The sequence below is a fragment of the Mycolicibacter senuensis genome, from assembly GCF_003284925.1.
Classification (GTDB): domain Bacteria; phylum Actinomycetota; class Actinomycetes; order Mycobacteriales; family Mycobacteriaceae; genus Mycobacterium; species Mycobacterium algericum_A.
The window spans coordinates 1-18,027 of the sequence record NZ_QMEX01000077.1 but is presented as its reverse complement, the minus strand read 5'-3'; the positions used below and the strand labels follow the sequence as shown (position 1 = coordinate 18,027).

General features: G+C 69.0%; 16 protein-coding genes. 3 read left to right on the top strand and 13 right to left on the bottom strand.

Translation table 11 applies throughout. The annotated features are described in order from the left end of the window. Positions 1-80 precede the first annotated feature (80 nt). The 8 genes from DQP56_RS16225 to DQP56_RS16190 form a co-directional block, all read right to left on the bottom strand. Positions 81-917, bottom strand: a complete 837-nt coding sequence (locus DQP56_RS16225; RefSeq protein ID WP_112687105.1) for a shikimate dehydrogenase — start codon at positions 915-917, stop codon at positions 81-83. After that, the gene (locus tag DQP56_RS16220) at positions 895-2,148 is read right to left on the bottom strand and encodes an endolytic transglycosylase MltG (protein WP_112687103.1); all 1,254 of its coding nucleotides are present in this window, start codon (positions 2,146-2,148) and stop codon (positions 895-897) included. Before DQP56_RS16220 ends, DQP56_RS16225 begins: the two co-directional genes overlap by 23 nt. Next, complete coding sequence (ruvX, locus tag DQP56_RS16215; RefSeq protein ID WP_112687101.1) at positions 2,141-2,668, bottom strand: Holliday junction resolvase RuvX; 528 nt, start codon at positions 2,666-2,668, stop codon at positions 2,141-2,143. Before ruvX ends, DQP56_RS16220 begins: the two co-directional genes overlap by 8 nt. Then, positions 2,665-5,370: an alanine--tRNA ligase gene (alaS, locus tag DQP56_RS16210; protein ID WP_112687099.1), complete on the bottom strand. Its 2,706-nt coding sequence runs from the start codon at positions 5,368-5,370 to the stop codon at positions 2,665-2,667. The genes ruvX and alaS overlap by 4 nt, the downstream gene beginning before the upstream one ends. Before the next feature lie 92 nt (positions 5,371-5,462). Next, the gene (locus DQP56_RS16205; RefSeq protein ID WP_112687097.1) at positions 5,463-5,867 is read right to left on the bottom strand and encodes a secondary thiamine-phosphate synthase enzyme YjbQ; all 405 of its coding nucleotides are present in this window, start codon (positions 5,865-5,867) and stop codon (positions 5,463-5,465) included. A 121-nt stretch (positions 5,868-5,988) separates the two neighbouring features. Next, entirely contained in the window at positions 5,989-6,897 is a 909-nt protein-coding gene (locus DQP56_RS16200; protein WP_112687095.1) for an HpcH/HpaI aldolase/citrate lyase family protein, read from the bottom strand. A 19-nt stretch (positions 6,898-6,916) separates the two neighbouring features. After that, positions 6,917-8,101, bottom strand: a complete 1,185-nt coding sequence (locus tag DQP56_RS16195) for a CaiB/BaiF CoA transferase family protein (RefSeq protein WP_112687107.1) — start codon at positions 8,099-8,101, stop codon at positions 6,917-6,919. Next, complete coding sequence (locus DQP56_RS16190) at positions 8,101-9,450, bottom strand: LLM class flavin-dependent oxidoreductase (protein ID WP_112687093.1); 1,350 nt, start codon at positions 9,448-9,450, stop codon at positions 8,101-8,103. The genes DQP56_RS16195 and DQP56_RS16190 overlap by 1 nt, the downstream gene beginning before the upstream one ends. A 68-nt stretch (positions 9,451-9,518) precedes the next feature. Here DQP56_RS16190 and DQP56_RS16185 point away from each other — a divergent pair, with 68 nt between their 5' ends. Continuing rightward, on the top strand, positions 9,519-10,175 hold the full coding sequence (locus DQP56_RS16185) for a GntR family transcriptional regulator (protein ID WP_234825699.1): 657 nt from the start codon (positions 9,519-9,521) through the stop codon (positions 10,173-10,175). Positions 10,176-10,293: 118 nt separating this feature from the next. On the opposite strand, the gene DQP56_RS16180 is transcribed toward DQP56_RS16185, so the two are convergent. The 3 genes from DQP56_RS16180 to DQP56_RS16170 are packed head-to-tail and all read right to left on the bottom strand — an operon-like array spanning position 10,294 to position 13,668. Beyond that, positions 10,294-11,637: a replication-associated recombination protein A gene (locus DQP56_RS16180; RefSeq protein ID WP_112687089.1), complete on the bottom strand. Its 1,344-nt coding sequence runs from the start codon at positions 11,635-11,637 to the stop codon at positions 10,294-10,296. A gap of 26 nt (positions 11,638-11,663) precedes the next feature. After that, positions 11,664-12,773 (bottom strand): NDMA-dependent alcohol dehydrogenase, encoded by a 1,110-nt coding sequence (locus DQP56_RS16175; protein WP_112687087.1) that lies wholly within the window; start codon positions 12,771-12,773, stop codon positions 11,664-11,666. Between the two features lie 55 nt (positions 12,774-12,828). Further along, a complete protein-coding gene (locus DQP56_RS16170; protein WP_112687085.1) occupies positions 12,829-13,668 on the bottom strand; it encodes a DUF3097 domain-containing protein in 840 nt (279 codons plus the stop codon). A 448-nt stretch (positions 13,669-14,116) separates the two neighbouring features. Here DQP56_RS16170 and DQP56_RS16165 point away from each other — a divergent pair, with 448 nt between their 5' ends. Further along, positions 14,117-14,461: a transglycosylase family protein gene (locus tag DQP56_RS16165; RefSeq protein ID WP_013829284.1), complete on the top strand. Its 345-nt coding sequence runs from the start codon at positions 14,117-14,119 to the stop codon at positions 14,459-14,461. A gap of 6 nt (positions 14,462-14,467) precedes the next feature. On the opposite strand, the gene DQP56_RS16160 is transcribed toward DQP56_RS16165, so the two are convergent. Together DQP56_RS16160 and aspS are read right to left on the bottom strand one after the other, a co-directional pair. Next, positions 14,468-14,875 (bottom strand): PaaI family thioesterase, encoded by a 408-nt coding sequence (locus tag DQP56_RS16160; RefSeq protein WP_112687083.1) that lies wholly within the window; start codon positions 14,873-14,875, stop codon positions 14,468-14,470. 42 nt (positions 14,876-14,917) lie between these two features. Further along, positions 14,918-16,687, bottom strand: a complete 1,770-nt coding sequence (aspS, locus tag DQP56_RS16155; protein ID WP_112687081.1) for an aspartate--tRNA ligase — start codon at positions 16,685-16,687, stop codon at positions 14,918-14,920. 109 nt (positions 16,688-16,796) lie between these two features. Between aspS and DQP56_RS16150 the strand changes: the two genes are divergently transcribed. Beyond that, positions 16,797-17,888: an ESX-1 system-associated protein gene (locus DQP56_RS16150; RefSeq protein ID WP_112687079.1), complete on the top strand. Its 1,092-nt coding sequence runs from the start codon at positions 16,797-16,799 to the stop codon at positions 17,886-17,888. Positions 17,889-18,027: the final 139 nt, after the last annotated feature.

Sequence of the window (18,027 nt, the reverse complement as noted above, 5' to 3'; positions counted from 1 at the left end):
GCTGTGCGATGTCATAGCCGCTCAGCAGCGCCAGCCACATCAGCACCACAACCGCCGCCGCCTGCGCCACGGCGCCATGCTCAGGCCGGGTCGGCGATCACGCAAGTCATCGCCGCCCGGGGTGCGGGCCGGCCGGTGAAGAGCTCGACTTGGGTGAACGCCTGGTGCAGCAGCATCTGCAGGCCGCTGATCACGGTTCCACCCGCCGCGGCGACCGCCGCCGCCAGCGGTGTCGGCCACGGATCATAGATCGCGTCCAGCAGCACCGGCACCCCGGCCAGCACCGGCGCGTACCGGGCTGCGACCTCGGCCGGCAGCGTGCTGACCGCCACCGATGCCGACCCGGCGGCCTCGGCCAGCCCGGCCTCGTCGAGTGCGCAATAACGCGCCGGCACACCGACTTGGGTCGCCAGCGCCACCAGCCGTGCGGCGTTGTCGGAGTTGCGGGCAGCCACCGTGATACCGCTGACCCCGAGGTCGGTCAACGCCACCACGGCGGCCGGGGCGGTACCGCCCGACCCCAGCACGATCGCCTCCCCGGAAATCGGTCCGGCCGATCCCAGCGCCCCGCTGACCCCGTCGACGTCGGTGTTGTCGGCCAGCCAGCCGGTCGGGATGCGAACCAGGGTGTTGGCCGAGCCGATCCGCTCGGCGCGCGGTGTGCGCTCGTCGGCGAAGGCCAGCGCGGCGAATTTGCCCGGCATGGTCACCGACAGGCCGACCCATTCCGGCCCTAGTCCCGACACCAGCGCCGGCAACCGCTCGGCGTCGCACTCGATGCGGTCATAAGTCCATCCGCGCAGCCCCAACGCACGGTAGGCCGCCAGGTGCAGTTGCGGCGAGCGAGAGTGCGCGATCGGCGACCCCAGCACGGCCGCCTTGCGTGGCCGCGGATCAGCGGGAGCTGTCGAGGACACCGTTGCCCAGAGCCATCTCGATGTTGTTCAAATGCTGCTGATAGTTGTGAGTGAACAAGGTGGTGCCGTCCTTGTCGATCGTGACGAAGTACAGCCAGTCGCCCGGTTCCGGGTGCTCGGCGGCTCGCAGGGCCTCGACTCCCGGCGAACAGATCGGGGTGGCCGGCAGTCCCTCGGCGGCGTAGGTGTTCCACGGCGTCACCTTGGCCCGGTCGGCGTCGGTGGTGGCCACCTCCTGGCGGTCCAGCGGATAGTTGACCGTCGAGTCGAACTCCAGGCGCTGGGGCTCGTTGAGGCGGTTGTCGATGACCCGGGCCACCTTGGCGAAGTCGTGCGGCAGGGCTTCGCGCTGCACCAGCGAGGCCACGATCAACAGCTCGTAGGGAGTCATACCCAACTGCTCGGCGACGCCGGGCAGTCCGGTCTTGGCCAACTCCGCGGCGCTCTGGCCGATCACCTTCGACAGCACGACCGGTGCCGGCGCGGTCGGGTCGACGTTCCAGGTACCCGCCGTGATCAACCCCTCGATACGGCGGTGGTCGCGGCCCATCCTGGTCACCGGACCGAACGCCCAGTCCGGCACCGACAGCGCCTCCGGCGTCTCCGTCGCCGCGGCCCGCCGCAACTCCTGCGGCCTGAGGCAGTGACGATCGCCGTTGAGATCCAGACAGCTGGCCTGAGCGATGAGCGTGAACACTCCCGGTGTCACGACGTTGGTCTTCATGTCGGTGGTGTCGTCGAGTTGGCGGCCCTCCGGGATCACCAGCTTGCCCACCCGGTTGGCCGGGTCGGTGAGCTGCTGTACCGCGGTGGCAGCCGGGATCTCGGCCCGCAACCGGTAGAAGCCGGGCTGGATCGCCGCGATGGCGGCGTTGCCCTGCGCGACGTCGAGGAACGTTTTGACATTGGCGATCACACCGGCGCCCAGCATGGTTTCGGCGATAGCGGTGGTGAAGTCGCCTTCGTGCACCTCGATCAGCACCTGCTGGCCGCCCTCGCCGGTGTAGTCGACCACGGGGCCGCGTGAGTGCCACAGCCTGGAGCCGAGGAACACCCCGGCGATGAGCATCATGGTGACCAGCGCGACGCCCACGGCGCCGATCACCCGCCGGCGCCGGTTACGCCGCCGTCGCCGCCGCTGGTCGCGGGCGCGCTCGGTCCGGCTCAGCCGGCGGCGCGGCGGTCCGACCGCCACCGGCTTGGCCTTGGCGGCGGAATAGTCGTCAGACACCGTTGTCCTCCGTCGCCGGGGTCACCATGCCCGATGCCCGGCGCTGGTCGAGCCAGCTCTGCAGGATGGTCACCGCTGCGGCCTGATCGATCACCGAGCGCTGACGCTTGGACCGTACACCGGCCGCCTGCAGGGCCCGAGCCGCGCTGACGGTGCTCAGGCGTTCGTCGGCCAGCCGCACCGGGACCCGCCGATCCAGCCTGGCCAGCACCCGGGCCAGGTCATCGGCCACCGCGATGGCGTCCACGGCGGCCGTTCCCGTCCGGTCGGCCAGGGTGCGGGGCAACCCGACGACGACTTCGACCACGTCGAATTCGTCGACCAGGGCGGCCAGCCGACGCAGGTGCGACCCGGAGCCATGCCGGCGGACGGTCTCCACCGGGGTCGCCAGCAGGCCGTCGGGGTCGCTGCACGACACCCCGATGCGCACGCTGCCCACATCCACCCCGAGCCGTCGTCCGCGGCCGGGATCATCCGGCCCGCCGGGCCGGTCCGGGGTGCGATGGGGAGGGAAGGTCACGCCGGCGCGCTCCGGGCGACCGCCGAGCGGACCGCCGCCAGGGCGGCGTCGATGCCGGTAGGGTCCTTGCCGGAGCCCTGCGCCAGGTCGGCTTTGCCGCCGCCCCGGCCGGCCACCGCGGCCGCCAGTTCTTTGGCCAGATCATCGGCACGCAGCCCGAGTTCCTGTGCGGCGCTGTTGGTGGCGACCACATAAGGCACGCTGCCCGGCGAATCCGGGGCCGGGTCGGCGATCAACACCACCACCGCGGGCTCCTCGCCGAGTTTGCCGCGGATGTCCCCGGCCATCGAACGCAGATCGCCACCTCCGATACCACCGGACATTCGCTGCGCCACCACGCGCACGTTACCGATTCGCTCAGCATCGCTAGCGGCATTCGAGGCAGCGGCGCGGGCACCGGCCAGCCGGGCGCGCTCGAGTTCCTTCTCGGCGGCCCGCAGTCGCTCCACCAGATTTGCTACCCGGGCGGGCACCTCTTCGGACGGCACCTTGAGCGAAGACGCCAGGCCGGCCATCAGCGCCCGCTCCTTGGCCAGGTGGCGGAACGAATCCAGCCCGACGTAGGCCTCGACCCGGCGCACCCCGGATCCGACCGACGATTCGCCGAGCAGGGTCACCGGGCCGATCTGCGCCGAATTGTGGACGTGGGTGCCGCCGCACAACTCCAGCGAGAACGGCCCGCCGATCTCGACGACCCGCACCCGATCGGGGTATTTCTCGCCGAACATCGCCATGGCACCCATCGCCTTGGCCTTCTCGAGGTCTTCGTTGAAGGTGTGCACCTCGAAGTCGGCCTGCACCGCCTCGTTGGTCACCTCTTCGACTTCCCGGCGCTGCTCCTCGCTCAGTGGGCCCTGCCAGTTGAAGTCGAATCGCAGATATCCCGGCCGGTTCAGCGAACCGGCCTGAACGGCGTTGGGACCCAACACTTGCCGCAACGCGGCGTGCACCATGTGGGTGCCGGAGTGGCCCTGGGTGGCGCCCTTGCGCCAGGCCGGATCCACGGCGGCGGTGACGGTGTCGCCCTCCACGAATTCGCCGGACTCCACGTTGACCCGGTGCACGAACAGTGTTTGGGCGATCTTCTGCACATCGGTGACGGCGGCTTTGGCCGCCCCGCCGCTGATCGTGCCGACGTCGGCGATCTGCCCGCCGGACTCGGCGTACAGCGGCGTGCGGTCCAGCACCAACTCGACTCGGTCCGGCACCTCGCCCCGACCCGCGCGCGCCACCACGGGCACCCGCTTGCCGTCCACGAAGATCCCGAGAATCCTTGCCTCCGAGCTCAACTCCTCGAAGCCGGTGAACTCGGTGGGTCCGGCGTCGACCAGTTCGCGGTAGGCACTCAGGTCGGCGTGGGCGTGCTTGCGGGCTGCAGCGTCGGCCTTGGCGCGGGCCCGCTGCTGGGCCATCAGCTCCCGGAAACCGATCTCATCGACGGTCAGGCCGGCCTCGGCCGCCATCTCCAGGGTCAGCTCGATCGGGAAACCGTAGGTGTCGTGCAGGGTGAAGGCGTCAGTGCCCGACAACACGGCGCTTCCGGAGGACTTGGTGGCCCGGGCGGCGTCGTCGAACAACCGTGACCCTGATGCCAGGGTGCGGTTGAAGGCGGTCTCCTCGGCGACAGCGATGCGGCTGATCCGGTCGAAGTCGGTGACCAGTTCGGGATAGGACGGTCCCATCGCGTCGCGAACGGTCGCCATCAACTCCCCCACGATGGGGCCTTCGATGCCCAGCAGCTTGGCCGAGCGGATCACCCGGCGCAACAGCCGACGCAGCACATAGCCGCGGCCGTCGTTGCCCGGGCTCACCCCGTCGCCGATCAGGATCGCCGCGGTGCGGGAGTGGTCGGCGATGACCCGGTAGCGCACGTCATCTTCGGGTGCGTCGGGGTTTCCGTATGGGCGCGGGGCGTGCTCGGCGACCACATCGATGACCGGCCGCAACAGGTCGGTCTCATAGACGTTATGCACACCCTGCAGCAGAAATGCGACCCGCTCGATGCCCATCCCGGTGTCGATGTTCTTGCGCGGCAACGGCCCCAGGATTTCGAAGTCCTCCTTGCCGGTGCCCTCGCCGCGCTCGTTCTGCATGAACACCAGGTTCCAGATCTCGATGTAGCGGTCCTCGTTGGCGATTGGCCCGCCGCCGACACCGAACTCGGGGCCGCGGTCGTAATAGATCTCCGATGACGGACCGCAGGGACCGGGGATGCCCATCGACCAGTAGTTGTCGGCCATCCCGCGACGCTGAATGCGCTCGGCCGGCAACCCGGCGATCTCCTGCCACAGTTCCATGGCCTCGTCGTCGTCGAAGTAGACCGTGGCCCAGATCCGTTCCGGGTCCAGGCCGTAGCCGCCCTGCTCGACACTGTTGGTCAGCAGCGTCCAGGCCAGCTCGATCGCGCCGCGCTTGAAGTAGTCACCGAACGAGAAGTTGCCGGCCATCTGAAAGAAGGTGTTGTGCCGGGTGGTGATGCCGACCTCGTCGATGTCCGGGGTGCGGATGCATTTCTGGATGCTGGTGGCGGTGGCATAGGGCGGGGTCTGCTGCCCCAGGAAGTAGGGCACGAACTGCACCATGCCGGCGTTGATGAACAGCAGGTTGGGGTCATCGAGGATGACCGAAGCGCTGGGCACCTCGGTGTGTCCCGCCTTCACGAAGTGATCGAGGAAGCGCTTCCTGATCTCGTGTGTCTGCACTCTAAAGTCGCTTTCCCGCCGTTGTCGCACCTATTGGACGGCCCTACAGTACCGGTCTGCCGGTCACCGTCTCGACGCCAAGAGGGTGCGGTTCAGGCGCTGTTGAGGAAACTCAGCCGCACCGACCGTCGCGGGTTGTCCCGGTTGAGGTCGACCAGCACCACCGACTGCCAGATCCCGAGCAGTGGCTCGCCGCCGGCCACCGGCACCGTGATCGAGGGCGCGACGATCGCCGGCATGACGTGGTCGGCGCCGTGCCCCGGCGACCCGTGGGCGTGCCGGTAGCGGTCATCGCGCGGCAGCAGCCGCTCCAGGGTGTCGACCAGGTCGGCGTCGGAGCCGGCCCCGGTCTCGATGATCGCCAGCCCGGCCGTCGCGTGCGGCACGAACACGTTGCACAACCCGTCACCGTGACCGGCGCAGAACGACCGCACCTGGTCGGTGAGGTCCACGGTGCGGCGCCGGGAGGTGTCGACATCGAGCACTTCGGTGTTCATGGCCTCCAGGTTACGGGGCGAGTTCCCCCCGCGAGCAGACGCGAAAGCACCTTATTTGGGCGTCAAAAGGGGGCTTTAGCTGGGGGCACCTCCCGCTTGCGGGGGACTGCTCGCGAGGAGCTCAGCCGCCGTTGATCAACGCCTCCCGGGCCAGGGTGTTGCGCGCCATCTTCACGTGCGCGGCGTCAACCAGCACCCCCTCGACCCCGACCGCGCCCAGTCCCCTGGCCTCGGCCTCGCGGTAGGCGGCGATGTTGCGTTCGGCCAGCGCGATCTCGTCGGCGGTCGGCGCGAAGACGGCGTTGGCCACCGGAATCTGATCGGGGTGGATCGCCCACTTGCCGGTGTAACCGTACAGCGAGGACCGGCGGGCCTCGGTTTCGTAACCGGCCAGGTCGGCGTAGTCAGGATAGGGCGAGTCGATCGCCTCGATGCCAGCGATGCGGGCGGCGACCAGCACCTTGTTGCGGGCGTAGTGCCAGAAATCGCCGGGGTAGTCGCCCAGCGGGACGAAGTTGGTGTCCACCCGGGCGCCCTGCGACAGCGAGAAGTCGCCGACGCCGAAGATCAGCGCGTCGATCCGCGGGCTGGCCGTGGCGATCTCCTCGGCGTTGGCCAGCCCCTCGACCTCTTCGATGAGCACCTCGAGGCGGATCGTGCGCTCGAGGCCGAGCTTGGTCTCCAACTGGGTGAGCAGCAGATCCACCCACCACACGTCGCGGGCGGTGCGGGCCTTGGGCACGACGATGGTGTCGAGGTTGCGCCCGGCGGCGGTGACGACCTCGATGATGTCGTCGTGACACCACGGCGTGTCCAGCCCGTTGATCCGGATGGCGCGCGCGGTGCGCCCCCAGTCCAGTTCGTTGAGGGCGGTGATCACCTTGGCCCGGGCGGCTACCTTGTGGGCCGGCGCGGTGGCATCCTCCAGGTCCAGGAAAACCAGGTCGGCGTCCGCGGCCGCAGCCTTGGCGAACATGTTGTCGTTGGCGGCCGGGACGGCCAGTTCGGAACGACGCAACAGCATGAGTATGTCTCCTTGCGATTGGGAACTACAGCACGCCGCGGGCGTGCAGATCGTCGATGTCGGACGGGGTCAGCTTCAGCAGGTCGCGGTACACCTCGGCGTTGTGCTCGCCCAGTCGCGGCCCGAGGTGCTCGACGCGACCTTCGGCGTCGGAGAACCGCGGCACCGGGGCCTGGACGGTCATGGCGCCGAGTTCCTCGTCGCCCACCTTGACGAACACCGCGCGGTGGGCCAGCTGCTCGTCGGCGACCAGGTCGGTGATGTCGTAGACCGCAGCGGCCGCAACCTGTTCGGCATCGAAGACGGCCATGGCCTCGGCCAGGGTCTTGGTCGCCACCCAGCCGGCGACCACCCGGTCGACCTCGCCGGCCCGGGCCAGCCGGCGCTGCGGATCGGCGAAGTCGGCGTCATCGACCAGGTCGGCGCGCCCGATCGCCCGGAACACCCGCAGCGCCAACGCCGGTGAACTTCCCGACATCGCCAGCCAGCGACCGTCCTTGGTGCGGTAGGTGTTGCGGGGTGCGGAGATGTCCCAGCGGTTGCCGGCCCTCGTGGGCACCAGCCCGAGCTGGTCGTAGCCGAGCAGAGTCTGCTCCAGCAGCCGAGCCAGCGGGTCGATGAGGTTGACGTCGATCAGCTGGCCCGGTCCGCCGTGCACGTCACGGTGATACAGCGCCATCATCACCGCGTAGGCGGCATTGAGCGACGCCACCCCGTCGGCGAGCATGAACGGCGGCAGCGTGGGCGGCCCGCCGGCCTCGCCGGTGATGTTGGCGAAGCCGCTCATCGCCTCCCCGAGCGTGCCGAAGCCGGGCCGTTCGCTCTTCGGGCCGGACAAGCCGTAGCCGGTGATGTGCAGCATCACGATGCGGTCGTTGACCGCACGCAGCGCGTCGTAGTCCAGCCCCCACCCGCGCAGCGTGGCCGGCCGGGTGTTGACGATCACCACGTCGGCATGCGCCACCAGCTTGCGGACCAACTCCTGGCCCTCGGGCACCCGCAGGTTGGCGGTGACCGATCGCTTGTTGCGCGACACCGACTTCCACATCAGCCCGACGCCGTCGCGCTGGTGGCCCCAGCCGCGGATCGGGTCGCCGGACCCGGGTTGTTCGACCTTGATCACGTCGGCGCCGAATTCGCCGAGATAGGTCGCCACCAGCGGCGCCGCGGCCAGTGTGGCCAGGTCGAGCACCCGGATCCCGTGCAGCATCATGCCGCGGTCAGACCCGGGCGGGCCAGACCCAGGTGCTCGCGCAGCGTGGCGCCCCGGTACTCGGTGCGAAACAGCCCGCGCCGCTGCAACTCCGGGACCACCATGCGCACCACATCCTCATAGGCTCCCGGCGAATGTGTTGCCGCCAGCACGAATCCGTCACAGGCGCCGCCGTGGAACCACTCCGCCATCTGGTCGGCGACCTGGGTTCCGGTGCCGACGAAGCGCGGGCCCTGCAGCAGGGTGGCGCGGTGCCCGGCCAGATCACGCAGCGTGATGTCGTTGCCGATGTGGGCGCGCAGGTTCTGCACCAGCCCGCGGATGCCCGAGACCGAGGCGATCAGGTCGTCGGTGATCGGATCGTCCAGGTGATGCTGGGCGAAGTCGTAGTTCATCAGCTCGGAGAGCAGTGTCAGCGAGGCCATCGGGTCGACCAGGTCGTTGAGGAAGACCTGCTCGCGGTGCTTGGCATGGTCCTCGGACTCGCCCACCACGGCGTAGGCCATCGGGCACAGCTTCACCGAGGCGGGGTCACGTCCGGCGTCGGCGATGCGCTGCTTCTGATCGGCGTAATGACTGCGGGCCACCTCGAGTCCCGGGTCCCCGGTGAAGATCAGATCCGCCCACCGGGAGGCGAATTCGCGGCCCCTTCCCGACGAGCCGGCCTGGATGATGACGGGCCGGCCCTGCGGGGTGCGCGGCACCGTCAGCGGACCGCGTACCGAGAAATACTCGCCCTCGTGCCGCAACTCGTGCACCTTGTCCGGGTCGGCGTAGAAGCCGCGCGCACGGTCGGCCACGATCGCGTCGTCCTCCCAGGTGTCCCACAATCCCGCCACCACGTCGAGAAACTCGTCGGCGCGGTCGTAGCGCTCGTCATGGCTGAGATGGCTTGTCAGCCCGTAGTTCTGGGCTTCACCGTCGTTGACCGAGGTGACCACGTTCCACGCCGCGCGCCCACGGGATAGGTGATCGAGGGTGGCGAAAGTGCGCGCCACGTGAAACGGCGCGTAGTAGGTGGTGGAATACGTCGCACCCAACCCGATCCGCGTGGTGGCCTGAGCCAGCACCCCGAGCACCGTCGAGAGGTCCAGCTTCACCGGCCGCGCCCCGTAGCGCACCGCCTCGGCGACCGCTCCGCCGTAGATGGCCGGCATGGCCAGTCGGTCGTCGAAGAACATCAGATCGAAGCAGCCCTCCTCGAGCTGTCGGCCGATCTTGGCGTAGTAGGAGGCGTCGAGGTAGCCGTGTTCGGTGGCGGGGTGGCGCCACGACCCGGCGTAGACCGAGGCGTTGCCGGCTTGCATGAAGGCGACGAGCGCCATCTGGTCCGTTCGGGAGGTCATGGTTGATATCTATCATCTGATATATCAGATATCAACGTTTAGATTTTGTGATGTGTACCATTCCTGCCGTGACGGCCAACAACGTCGACATCGGCGGCACCGTGCGCGAGCGTGCCGCCCGTGAGCTGCGCAACCGGATCCTCACCGGCGAGCTGACCCCCGGCACCCGGCTTGACCTCGACGCCATCACTGCGGAGTTCGCCACCAGCCGCACCCCGGTTCGCGAGGCGCTGCTGGAGCTGTCCTACGAGGGGCTGGTGCAGGTCGCGCCCCGCAGCGGCGTCACGGTGATCGGGATCCGCCCCGAGGACGTGCTGGACAGCTTCACCATCCTGGGCGTGCTGACCGGTCAGGCAGCGGCATGGGCCGCCGAGCGCCTCACCCCCGACGACGTCGCGCAGCTGCGGACGCTGGCCGCCGACGTCGAAGCGCTGCGCGGCTCGGATCGCATCGGTGACGCGAACTGGCAGTTCCACCAGGAAATTCATCGGGCCGCCCACTCGCCGCAACTGCTGATCCAAATCCGGCATGCCGCGCGGGTCGTGCCGACGAACTTCCTCACGGTGTTTCCCGAGCACGAACACCATTCACTCGAGGATCACCAGAAGCTGGTCACCGCACTGGCCGAGCGCGAGGCCGAGGCGGCTCGTGCCATCGCCGAGCGGCACGTCCTGGACGCCGGGCGCTCGCTGGCCGACTGGCTCGGCCAGACCGCCGCCGGCTGATAGCGCGCATCTTCGGCCACCATCGTGGCGGGCCGGCGCCCGTCCGGCGCCGCACCGACTCGGACTTTCCCGACGCTTGGTGTGTCGCGTCGGGAAATTCCGGCTCGGCGCTGCGGGCTCAGCCCCGGCGGCGAATGATCGCCCGCAACTTCTGCAGCCGCCCGGCGAGCTCGCGTTCGGCGCCCCGCGCAGTGGGCTGGTAGTAGTCGGTGCCGACCAGATCGTCGGGCGGATACTGTTGTGGCACAACACCATCAGGGTGGTCGTGGGCGTAGCGGTAGCCGACCGCGTTGCCCAGCGCCTGCGCCCCCGAATAGTGTCCGTCGCGCAGGTGCGCCGGGACCGCCCCGGCCTTACCGGCTTTGATGTCGGCCATCGCCGCACCCAGCGCGGTGGTCACCGCGTTGGATTTCGGCGCCGTCGCCAGGTGCACGGTGGCGTGCGCGAGCGTGAGCTGAGCTTCGGGCATACCGATCAGCGCCACGGTCTGCGCGGCGGCCACCGCGGTCTGCAGCGCGGTCGGATCACCCATTCCGATGTCCTCGCTGGCCAGGATCATCAGCCGCCGCGCGATGAACCGCGGATCCTCCCCCGCGGTCAGCATCCGGGCCAGGTAGTGCAGCGCGGCATCGACATCGGAGCCGCGCACGCTCTTGATGAACGCGCTGATCACGTCGTAGTGCTGGTCGCCGTCGCGGTCATAGCGCACCGCGGCCTGGTCCAGCGAGGCCTCCACGGTTTCGACGGTGACCACCTCGCCCGCCGCCACCCCCTCAGCGGCGACCTCCAGCGCGGTAAGGGCACGGCGGGCGTCCCCGGCGGCCAGCCGCACCAGCAGCTCGACGGCCTCGGGCGCCACCTCGACGCGCCCGCCCAGCCCGCGCTCATCGGCGATGGCGCGGCCCACCACGGCGGCGATGTCCTCGGGGCCCAGGGGGCGCAGTTGCAGGATCAGCGACCTGCTCAGCAGCGGGGCGACCACCGAGAACGACGGGTTCTCGGTGGTGGCGGCCACCAGCAGCACCACCCGGTTCTCCACGGCGGCCAGCAGTGCGTCCTGCTGGGTCTTGGAGAACCGGTGCACCTCATCGATGAACAGCACGGTCTGCTCGCCGTAGGCTGCCGCGCGCCGGGCGGTGTCGATGACGGCGCGCACCTCTTTGACCCCGGCGCTCAGCGCCGACAGCGCCTCGAAGCGGCGGCCGGTCGCGCCGGAGATCAGCGAGGCCAGCGTGGTCTTCCCGGTGCCGGGCGGGCCGTAGAGGATGACCGAGGCCGCCCCGGAGCCGTCGACCAGCCGGCGCAGCGGTGAGCCGGGCCCCAGCAGGTGGTCCTGGCCGACCACCTCATCCAGCGATGCCGGGCGCATCCGCACCGCCAGCGGCACCGGCGTGGTGGCGCCTGGTTCTGCTGACGCCGCGCCGGGTACGTCGAAGAGGCCGTCGGACACGCCTTCAGGCATACCATTTCCGGCCGGCCGCCGTTGCGTCAGCGGTGCACGATCACCCCGCGGATGTTCTTGCCGTCGCGCAGATCCTGGTAGCCCTCGTTGACCTGCTCCAGGGTGTAGCGGCGGGTGACCAGCTCGTCGAGCTTGAGCTGGCCGGCGTCGTAGAGGCGCAGCAGTCGCACGATGTCGTACTGCGGGTTCGCGCCGCCGAACAGGGTTCCCTTGATGGTCTTGCCGAACAGCGCGAGCTGCGACCCCGAGATGTGCACGTCGAGGCTCTCCAGCTTGGCCAGCGCGGCGACCACCACGGTGCCGCCCTTGCCGATGGTGTTGAACGCCGCGGTGGTGACGGCCTCGTCCAGATCGCCGACGGTGATCAGCGCCTGGTCGGCCATCTGCCCCCAGGTCAGCTCGGCGATCTTGGCCATCGCCTCGTCCGCGGTGGCGAAGGTGTGGGTGGCGCCCAGCTTCAAGGCGGTCTCGCGTTTGAACTCCACCGGGTCGACGGCCACCACGTACTTGGCGCCGGCATGCGCGGCGCCCTGCACCGCGTTGATGCCGACCCCGCCGATGCCGTAGATCACCACGGTGTCCCCGGCGCGCACCCCGCCGTCGTAGTTGGCGCTCGCCCAGCCGGTGGGGACCCCGCAGCCGACGAGCACCGCGGTCTGAAGCGGCAGCCAGTCGTCGACCTTGACCACCGAGTGCTGCGAGACGGTCGCCCGCTCGGCGAACGTGCCCAGCATGCAGAACCCGCCGTAATCGGTACCACCCGAGTGGAACCGGAACGTGCCGTCGGGCATGCAGCCCTCCAGGATGGTGGCCCCCATGTCGCACAGGTTCTGCCGGCCGGTCGAGCAGTACCGGCACGTTCCGCAGCTGGGGATGAAGCAGCACACCACGTGATCGCCGGGGGCGACCTTGGTGACCCCGGGCCCGACGTCCTCGATGATCCCGGCGCCCTCGTGTCCGCCGACGATCGGGAACCGGTTCGGCCAGTCGCCGTCGGCCAGATGCAGATCCGAGTGGCACAGCCCGGCGGCGGCGAACTTGATCAGCACCTCGCCCGGCCCTGGCCCATCCAGTTCCAGCTCCATGATCTCGAACGGCTGGTTGGGCGCATGAGCCACGGCAGCAATTGTTTTCATACTCGCCATCCAACCGGCTGGGTGGTCGCACCGGACCGATTCAGCCGGATTTCGTTCAGGCCGGCGCGGTCACGAAGTCGATCAGCTCTTCGACCCGGCCGATCAGCTCCGGTTCCAGGTCGGTCCAGTCGCGCACCCGGCCGCGGATGCGCTGCCACGCCGCGGCGATGTCGGCCTGTCCGTTGTGCGGCCAGCCCAGGGCGGCGCAGATGCCGTGTTTCCACTCGATGCTGCGCGGGATCGTCGGCCAGTTCTGCAAGCCGAGCCGCCCGGGCTTCACCGCCTGCCAGATGTCGACGTAGGGGTGGCCGACGATCAGGGTGTGCGCACCGCCCGGGCCGCGGCGTACCGCCTCGGCGATGCGGGTCTCCTTCGAACCCGCGACCAGGTGGTCGACCAGCACGCCGAGCCGCCTCCCGGGGCCCGGCTGGAAGTCGGCCACGATGCCGGCCAGGTCGTCGATGCCACCGAGGTATTCGACGACGACGCCCTCGATGCGCAGATCGTCACCCCAGACCTGTTCGACGAGTTCCGCGTCGTGGCGGCCCTCGACGTAGATCCGGCTGGCCAGCGCCACTTTGGCGCGCGCGCCCGGTACCGCCACCGAGCCCGACGCGGTGCGAGCGGGCGGTTGGGGTGCGGCCGGTCGCGGCTCGGTGAGGATCACCGGCTTGCCGTCGATCAGGTAGCCGGGCCCCAGCGGGAAGCCGCGGGTGCGGCCGTGCCGATCCTCCAGCTCGATGCGGCCGTATTCGATGCGCGTCACGGCGCCGACGTAACCGGTCTGGGCGTCCTCGACCACCATGCCGCGCTGCACCGGCAGCTCGGTGGAACGGATCTTGCGGGCGCTGTGCGGGTTGTCGGCGAGGATGTCGGTTCCATAGCGGTCGGCCACGCGAGGCAGCCTAGAGCCGCCGACCCGCCGCCGGGCGAACCGGCCGCGCGATTCCGACGACTTTTTTTCGGCGGGAGTGCGCCCCGAGCCTTGGGACACCGCCGGCCACTTCTGTCACTTGAGCATCAATAGCCCCAACAACAACAATAGACACTCAAAATAGTCTTAATTTCTAAGAGATCTCTCGCAACATACGTATCAATAACAACAGCGTTAACTCTAGCCACTTTAAACGACTACTACACCAGCTAATGACACCAATCCCATTTGCATCTTTAGCTATTCAAAATGTGCAATTTCCTCAATTATCGCGTTATGCTCGTAAACCTCACTGATAGACAACTATCACGGAGGTTGTGATATGCACCGGAACACGGCACGGCGTGTCGTGCAGTTCGGCAGGCGGCGTCTCGCGTGGACCGTGTCCGGGCTGATCACCGGGGGGATCATGGGCGGACTACTGGCGCCGGCCGGCGTCGCCCGCGCCGACAGCAACATGTTGATGGGATGGGACGCCGTCGCCCAATGCGAATCGGGCGGCAACTGGGCCGCCGACACCGGCAACGGCTTCTACGGCGGGCTGCAGTTCAAACCGTCGACGTGGCGCGCATTCGGTGGTGTCGGACTGCCGTCGAAGGCGTCGCGCGAAGAACAGATCGCCGTCGCCAACCGGGTGCTCGATGAACAGGGACCGTATGCCTGGCCCAAATGCGGTCCCGGCAAGGTATTCCCGTCGTCGGTGAAGGGCTGGGTGCCGCCGGCGATGCGCCAGTTGCTCAAGCCGTTCTGGTGAGCCGGGCTACTTCGGGGCCAACACCGCCTGAGTCTGAGTGACTCGGGCGACCAGTTTGCCGTTGTCGTCGGTCAGGTCGGTCTGCACCACGATGGTGGTCCGTCCGACGTGCAGCGGGAGGCTGGTCGCGGTGACGGTGCCGTCGCGAACCGCGCGGAAGAAATTGGTTTTCGATTCAATGGTCGAGGTGCTGGCGCCCTGCGGCAGGTTGGCGACCGCGCACACCGCACCGACGGTGTCGGCGAACGCCATCAGCGCTCCCCCATGCAGGATGCCCGCGGTGGTGCAGCGTTCCGGCGCCCATGCCATGGTGGCGGTCACCTGCTGCGGTGTCAGCTCGGTGATGTCGATTTGGAGGGCCGACGCGAACGGCATGCTGGAGACCACCAGCCGGGCGAATTCAACCGAATCCATAGCCGCTAGCCTTGCCGACACCGTTGCCGATGTCTACCGGCCTCAGCGCGGCTGGGGCGGCGCGTCCATCCCGGATTCTTTGCGCTGCGCCGCGGTGATCGGCGCCGGGGCGTCGGTCAGCGGGTCGATGCCACCACCGGACTTCGGAAACGCGATGACCTCGCGGATCGAGTCGACCCCGGCCAGCAACGCCACCACCCGGTCCCAGCCGAACGCCAGCCCGCCGTGCGGCGGTGCACCGAAACTGAAGGCGTCTAACAGGAATCCGAACTTCTCGGTGACCTCGGCTTCGTCCAGCCCCATCACCGTGAAGACCTGCTGCTGAATGTCGCGGCGGTGGATACGGATCGAGCCGCCGCCGATCTCGTTGCCGTTGCACACCACGTCGTAGGCGTCGGCCAGCACCGCGCCCGGGTCGGATTCCACGCTGTCGGCGTGTTCGGGCTTGGGCGAGGTGAACGCATGGTGCACCGCGGTCCATGCCCCGGAGCCCACAGCGACGTCGCCGGCGGCGGTGGCGTCGTCGGCGGGCTCGAACAGCGGCGGGTCCACCACCCAGGTGAACGCCCAGGCGTCCGGGGCGATCAGGTCGAGCCGGCGGGCGATCTCGCCGCGGGCCGCGCCCAGCAGCGCCCGGGATGGTTTGGCAAGCCCGGCCGCGAAGAAGATGCAGTCGCCCGGCGCGGCCCCGACGTGTCCGGCCAGTCCGGCGCGTTCGGCATCGGTGAGGTTCTTGGCCACCGGGCCGGACAGTTCGCCGTCCTCGCCGACCAACACATAGGCCAGGCCTTTGGCCCCGCGCTGCTTGGCCCACTCCTGCCAGCCGTCCAGGGTGCGCCGCGGCTGTGATGCCCCGCCCGGCATCACCACCGCACCCACGTACGGGGCCTGGAAGACCCGGAACGTGGTGTCTTGGAAGAACGCGGTGCACTCCACCAGTTCCAGCCCGAACCGCAGGTCCGGTTTGTCGGAGCCGAACCGGCGCATCGCGTCGGCGTAGGTCATCCTCGGCAGCGGGGTCGGCAGGTCGTAGCCGATCAGCGCCCACAGCGCCTTGAGCACCTGTTCGGCGATGTCGATCACGTCCTCGGCGTCGACGAAGCTCATCTCCAGGTCCAGCTGGGTGAACTCCGGCTGCCGGTCGGCGCGGAAGTCCTCGTCGCGGTAGCAGCGGGCGATCTGGTAGTAGCGTTCCATGCCGGCCACCATCAGCAGCTGCTTGAACAGCTGCGGGCTCTGCGGCAGCGCGTAGAACGAGCCGGGCTGCAGCCGCGCCGGTACCAGGAAGTCCCGCGCGCCTTCCGGGGTGGAACGGGTCAGCGTGGGGGTCTCGATCTCGACGAAGCCGTGCTCGGCCAATACCGTTCGCGCCGCTGCGTTGACTCTCGAACGCAGCCGCAGCGCCGCCCCCGGGCCGTTCTCACGGCGCAGATCCAGGTAGCGGTACCGCAGCCGTGCCTCTTCGCCGACCGGTTCGTCGAGCTGGAACGGCAGCGGTGCCGCCTCGTTGAGCACCGTCAGCTCCGACGCGTTGACTTCGATGGCGCCGGTGGGCAGATCGGGGTTCTCATTGCCCTCGGGGCGGACTTCGACGGCACCGGTGACCGCAACGCAGAATTCGGCGCGCAGCCGGTGGGCCTGCTCCAGCACCGCCGGGTCGCGAAACACCACCTGCGCCACCCCGGAGGCGTCCCGCAGGTCGATGAAGATGACTCCGCCGTGGTCGCGTCGGCGTGCCACCCAGCCGGCAAGGGTGACACTGCGCCCGGCGTCGGTGGCCCGCAATGAGCCGGCGTCGTGGCTGCGCAGCACTAAATACCCCCTGGTTTGAGGACGGTCAGGTAACGGTTCGACGGTGGCCAAGTCTAGAGGCATCACGCTGCCCTGCCGCCCGCCGCCCGGTGCTTTAAGCTGGCTCACTGTGACCAATGGGACCGATGACGTCGACTTCGACTACGACTACGAGGACGACGAGGAAGTCGCCACCCCAAAGCAATCCAACAGCCTCAAATGGGGGCTGGCCGCCGTGGTGGTGCTGGCCGTGGTCGCTCTGGTGCTGGCCGCGGTGGTGCTGCTGGGCGGGGACCCGGGCAAGGGCTCGATGGCTGACGGCGGGAGCTCCAGCCGTAACGCGGCCGCCGCCGGCATCGCCAGCGCGGACGACACCGGTCCGGTGGCGATTATCATGAGCGACCCGAGTTGCACCGCGTGGGGGTCGATCAGCAGCAACCTGTCCAACACGCTGTCGCTGCTCGGGCATGGCAAATGGAATGAGCGCGATCAGTCGATCCCGGCCTCGGAGTGGAACGACGAACAGAAGAAGGAGTACCTGGCCGCCGGGCAGGTGGTGCGCAACGCCGCCGCGCAGACCGTCGGGCTGGTGAAGCTCACCCCGCACCGGGTGATGCGCGAGCTCTACGAGCAGTTCATCGCCTATGCCCGCGCGTTCGTTGAGCACATTCCCACCTACACCGAACGCGACGCCGCGCTGGCCGGTACCGCGCACAGCGCGGCCTCGGCGCTGGCGGCGATCTGCGCGGCTGCCAACAACGGATCGGCGGCTACCCGCGCGCCGCTGGTCGAGGCACAGTCCGCGCCCACCAAGACGGCCCCGCCGGGCAACCCCACCAACCCCCAGCGCTACCTGACCGGGCCCAACCCGGTCTGCGCCGATTGGAAAGCGGCACTGGACAAATTCGGCGCCGACACCGCCGAATGGACGGAGATCGACCCGAGCATCCCGGGAACCTACTGGAATCCCCAGCAGAAGGCGATCAACCTGGCGGTCGGCCCGGTGATGATCAGCCTGGCCAACAAGATGCAGCAGCTGGGCCGCCGTAGCAACAACCCCACCCTGCAGGATTTCGCGGAGCTGTCCGCGCAGTACCGGCGGGCGTTCGTGCTGGCGCTGCCGACCTACGACCCGTCGGACAACTACCTGGCCAACGCCGCGACCTTCATCTCCACCACGGTGCTGGGCGCGTGCGCCTCGGCATCGGTGCCCGGCCGGTAACCCGCCCGGCGCGCTGAACCGACCTCGCTAACGCCAAGAACCGGCGCAGCCCGTGGGCTGCACCGGTTCTCGGCTGTGTTCTGGCTTGGGTCAGGCCCAGCTGGAGCCGACCGAGGCGTCGGTGTTGGCCATGTTGTTG